Here is a 4,387-nt window from a genome sequence, read left to right as displayed (position 1 = left end):
ATGTAAAGGGCGGCTTACCGCCGCCCCCGTAACACTTCCTGCATAGATTTGCCTGAATTACCGCATGGGTTTGTTTTACCCTTTCTTCCTGCGGATTTTTAAGAATACCGCTGCAACCACGATAAATGCCACAAGCGCAATACTGATTCCTGTCTTTGCTTTCATAATAACCTTAGTCCTCCTTCCTTTTCCTGCTCATTGCCGCCAGAACGCCGAACACGCCGATCCCCGCCACGGATAAAGCGGATAAGGCAATCCACAACCCCACGTTGCTCTCATCGCCTGTCTTTGGCGTGGTGATAATCTCCACTGGCTTTTTCTCATTGGTCATGGCCGCTTTCACAACCTGCCCGTCCTCTTTGATTTCAAACGGGAACTCCCTTTCGTCAATCAGGTAGCCTTCCGGTGCGTCATATTCCTGATAGGTGTACTTGCCATAGCGGAGCGTAAAGGTGGCAAGCCCGTCCTGATCGGTCACGCCCGTTGCAACTACATTCCCGTCCTCATCCTTAATGCGGAACTTTGCATTGGGGAGCAGCTTCCCGTCGGATACGTCCGTCTTTGTCAGCTCCAGCTTTCCGGTAATCGGCTTATTGATGAACCCTACGCCTGCCTCGTTCTCCACATCCACAATCTTCCCGTCCTCGTTTATCTCAAAGAAATAAGCATTTTCATCCAGCACAAACCCTTCCGGCGCTGTCTTTTCTTTTACAAAGTAACCGCCATACAATAACCCGTCCGTCTGGTAAATGCCTTCGGAGATTTCCGGGATTTCAGCAACCAGTGCGTCTTTCTTCGGGTTGAATTTCTGGTTTCCGTCTGTGTCCTGATACAGCTCAAAGACTGCGCCTGTCAGCTTGTTTGCCGGGTAGTCTGCGTCAACCTTTGTCAGACGGACGCTGCCGATAATCAGCTTATCCGTGATTTTAATCTCAATCACTTCTTCGTTTACCGTAACAGAAACATAATGCAGCGCTTCGTTCAGCACATACCCCTCCGGTGCCGCAATCTCCCGCACGATATAGGTTCCAAACGGCACGTCCTCAAAGGCAAATGCCCCGTCTGCGTCTGTTACGGACACCAGCAGTGCGGTATCTTCGGTAAATTCCTCCGTGCCTGCCGAAAACAGGCCGATGGTGGCATTTTCCAACGGCTTGTCCTCCGTGTCCACTTTGATTCCCTCAATCCTTCCACGGAGCAGCTCATTTTCAATGGGTTCCCCGTCCTGCACATGGATGCTTACAAGCGCCGCATCCTGCCCCTGATAGGAGAACTCCACCGGGTATTTCTCATCGGAAAGGATATAGTGCTGGTCGGTGCATACCTCTTTCACATAGTAACTGCCAAAAGGCAGGTCGCTGGCGAAAAATGCCATGCTGTCCGTGCTGCAGAACACAATCTCAATGAGTCCGTCTGCCGGGATGACGTCACCATTGGAAGCGGTCAAGTCCTCTGCCGCATACAGCCCAAAGGCTACGTTCTGGATTTCCCCTTTGTTCCCAATGCCAAAGGCTTCGTCCTGCTCCAGTGCTTTTGTTAAGTCAACCGTCACTTTCTGGCGTTCATTGTAAAAGGCGGTGTCGGTTTCCGTCACGGAAACTTCCTGCCCCGCATAGACCAGCTCGATTTCATGGGCTTCGATATTCAGCACACATCCATCGGGCGCAGTCACTTCCACGACTTTATATTTTCCCAGATACAGCTCTTTCGTCTCTGCGTTCCCGTCCTCATCGGTAGTGACGGTGTCCACGACTTCCCCTGCGCCTGCACGCACAGTTCCGTCCTGCGTCACAATGTCCTCTGCGGCGATGATTTCATATACCGCCCCCGCTTTCCCGGCCACTTCATAGACCGGGGTATAGATGCTGCCGTCCTCGGTTAAATCCCCGTCTTTGTCGATGAAGCCGTCACCGGAAACCTGCACGCCTGCAAATTCCTCGGCGGTCTTTGACACAAGGATTTTTCCTTTCTGCGGCACGTTCTTCTGCTCCGTCACCACAACAGTGACGCCGCTTTCCTCGGTGGAGTTTTCCTGCGCCACGGTGAACGGGATGGGCGTGGAATCCAGCACATAGCCATAGGGAGCCTGCACCTCAACCATTGTGTACTCCCCAAAAGGCAGCTCCTCCGGCGTAATCAGGTATCCGTCCGCCCCGGTGTAGAACGTATCCAGCGTTGTCACTTCCGGGTAGGTGTACTTCATGGTGACAAGCTCCCCTGCGCTGTCATAAATCTGGTAGCCTGCGCCTGCAAGGGGGATGGTGTTCCCGGTTTCAGCGTCTTTCTTCACAATCTTGATATAGGACGCAAACGGCCTGTTGTTGATCAGGTAGCGGTAAACCTCCCCGTCTTTGCTGACATACACGTCAAAATCCTTCATCAGCTCGCTGCCTTCCCAACCTTTGGTCTGGTGGACGGTGTAAACGCCATAAGGCAGGTCTTTTGTTTCCGCATAGCCGTACTCATCGCATACCAGCGTGTCACGCTCGCTCTCTTTCGCATTGTCATAGCTGCCGGAACGCTTCAGATATACCTGAAATTCTGCGCCCTCCTCCGGCGTTTCAATCTGTGTGCTTCCGTCATCGGTGTGCTTGATGATGGAAATGCGCCCTTTGATGGCCTGCTCCGTCACGTCATTGGACGTGGTGTTCAGCTCAATGGTGTAATTCTCCGGCTCCGCCCCTACATGGTGTACGGTTTCATCCAAAAGGTAACCCTCGGATGGCGTAATCTCCCGGACGCTCCAGTTATTGCCGCAGATATAATATTTCGTGGTGAATTTCCCCTCGCTGTCGGTGGTGTAGGTGTCGATCAGGGTGTCCCCGTCATAAATGCCATACACTGCGCCCGCCAGAGTTGCGTCACCCTGCGGCTCCCCGGTTTCCTTATCTGTTTTTGTCACGTTGACACGGAACTTCTTTAAAATGTTGGTCACGGTTGCGCTGGTGACTTCCTTCCACTTGATTGTGACGCTCTGCTTCTTGGGGATGACATAGCGGACTGCGGTGTCCACTTCCTCAAGGGTATATGGCGTGGAGCCGGAAATGAGGATGTTAGAGAACATAGCGACACCGTTCCTGTCGGTCACTGCATACTCATCTACCGTTGCGCCGGAGAGGGAAGTCCCGTATAAATGGAACCTCACGCCCTCCACCAGATTGTCCTCGGAGCCTTTGATTACTTTCAAATCCCCACGCTTTAAGATGTTGGAGAATTCCACCTTTGCGGTCTGCCCGCCTGCAACGGTCACTTTCTGTGATTTCTGCGGCTCATAGCGATCCTCTGTCAGTTCGGTCACGGTGTAGGTTCCCGGATTCAGGTTCTCCACCTTAATCTTTCCGTTCTTCCCCGTAACCACTGTTTTGTTGATTCCGTTGCCCGTAATCTGGAACCTTAAACCCTCCACAATCCCGTCCTCGGACGTTTTCACAATCTGCACATGGCCGTAAGGGATTTTCACGCTCAGGTAAACCGTGATGTCGGCTGCGCTCTCCACGCCCACCACGACGTCCTGCAAAGACGCATCGCCATAGGCTACCAGTGTGCCGCTGACTGCCGGGCTTCTCCTGGTTGCGGATAAAAGCACGTCCTCCGTCACCGCCTTTTTGGAACTGATGGTGAGCGTATTGCCGGACGCACTCACGGACACGCTGCTGTTGGATGAGGTGAAGTTATATTTTGATAAAACCCCGTTCGTATCCGTCAATTTCACAACGTATTTATCCCCGTCCCATGAAAGCTCCTTTACAACTGCATTCCTGTCGGTAGACGCAAAGCTGGGGATTGTCCCGTGTTCCTGCATACCCGCCACAATCTGGCTGTACGCTGCGGACACACCGCCGTTTGCCCCGTTTGCGCAGATGCTGTTATAAAACTTTCCGTCTGTCTGGTTATACGGGGCATTGGCGTTCCTGCACCCGGTCACAATCTCCCATATGACCATCTGCGTGGCAACCACCTTTTCATCCTCGGAACCGGGAAGGCTCCCCATGCTGCCCTGCGAACCGTACAGAAGCGCAAGGTTCACGGCGTCCCTCTGGCTCCCGCTTAAGGCGTTCCATGTTTCGGACGCATTTGCCTGCAATGTGTTCCCGGTATGCAGCGACACGCCCGGCTGGATACAGAAGGCAGGCTCCCCGTCCGCATAGATACGGGTTCTTGCCTCCCCCGCCTCTCCGCATACCCTCCCGTCGTGGGTGACGGTCTGCTGGTAACGGATGGCGTTGCCTGCCCCGTCATGGCAGTACGCAAAGGTAATCTTCGCTGTTTGCGACGCCGCCGACACGTTCATGGACGGAAGCACGGAAACAATGGATGCCGCCGCCATCATCAGGGCAAGCCCTCTTTTCAATCTTTCTTTTAACTTCTTCAATCTACTTACCTCCAT

General features: G+C 53.3%; 1 protein-coding gene. It reads right to left on the bottom strand.

From position 1 onward, the window contains the following. Positions 1 to 172: 172 nt before the first annotated feature. The gene (locus QZ305_RS11530) at positions 173 to 4,372 is read right to left on the bottom strand and encodes a SpaA isopeptide-forming pilin-related protein (RefSeq protein ID WP_294732136.1); all 4,200 of its coding nucleotides are present in this window, start codon (positions 4,370 to 4,372) and stop codon (positions 173 to 175) included. Positions 4,373 to 4,387: the final 15 nt, after the last annotated feature.

This window comes from uncultured Faecalibaculum sp., assembly GCF_910588395.1.
In the GTDB taxonomy this organism is placed as follows: domain Bacteria; phylum Bacillota_I; class Bacilli_A; order Erysipelotrichales; family Erysipelotrichaceae; genus Faecalibaculum.
Note: the sequence above shows the minus strand (reverse complement) of the source record. Positions and strands in the feature narration are given on the sequence as shown.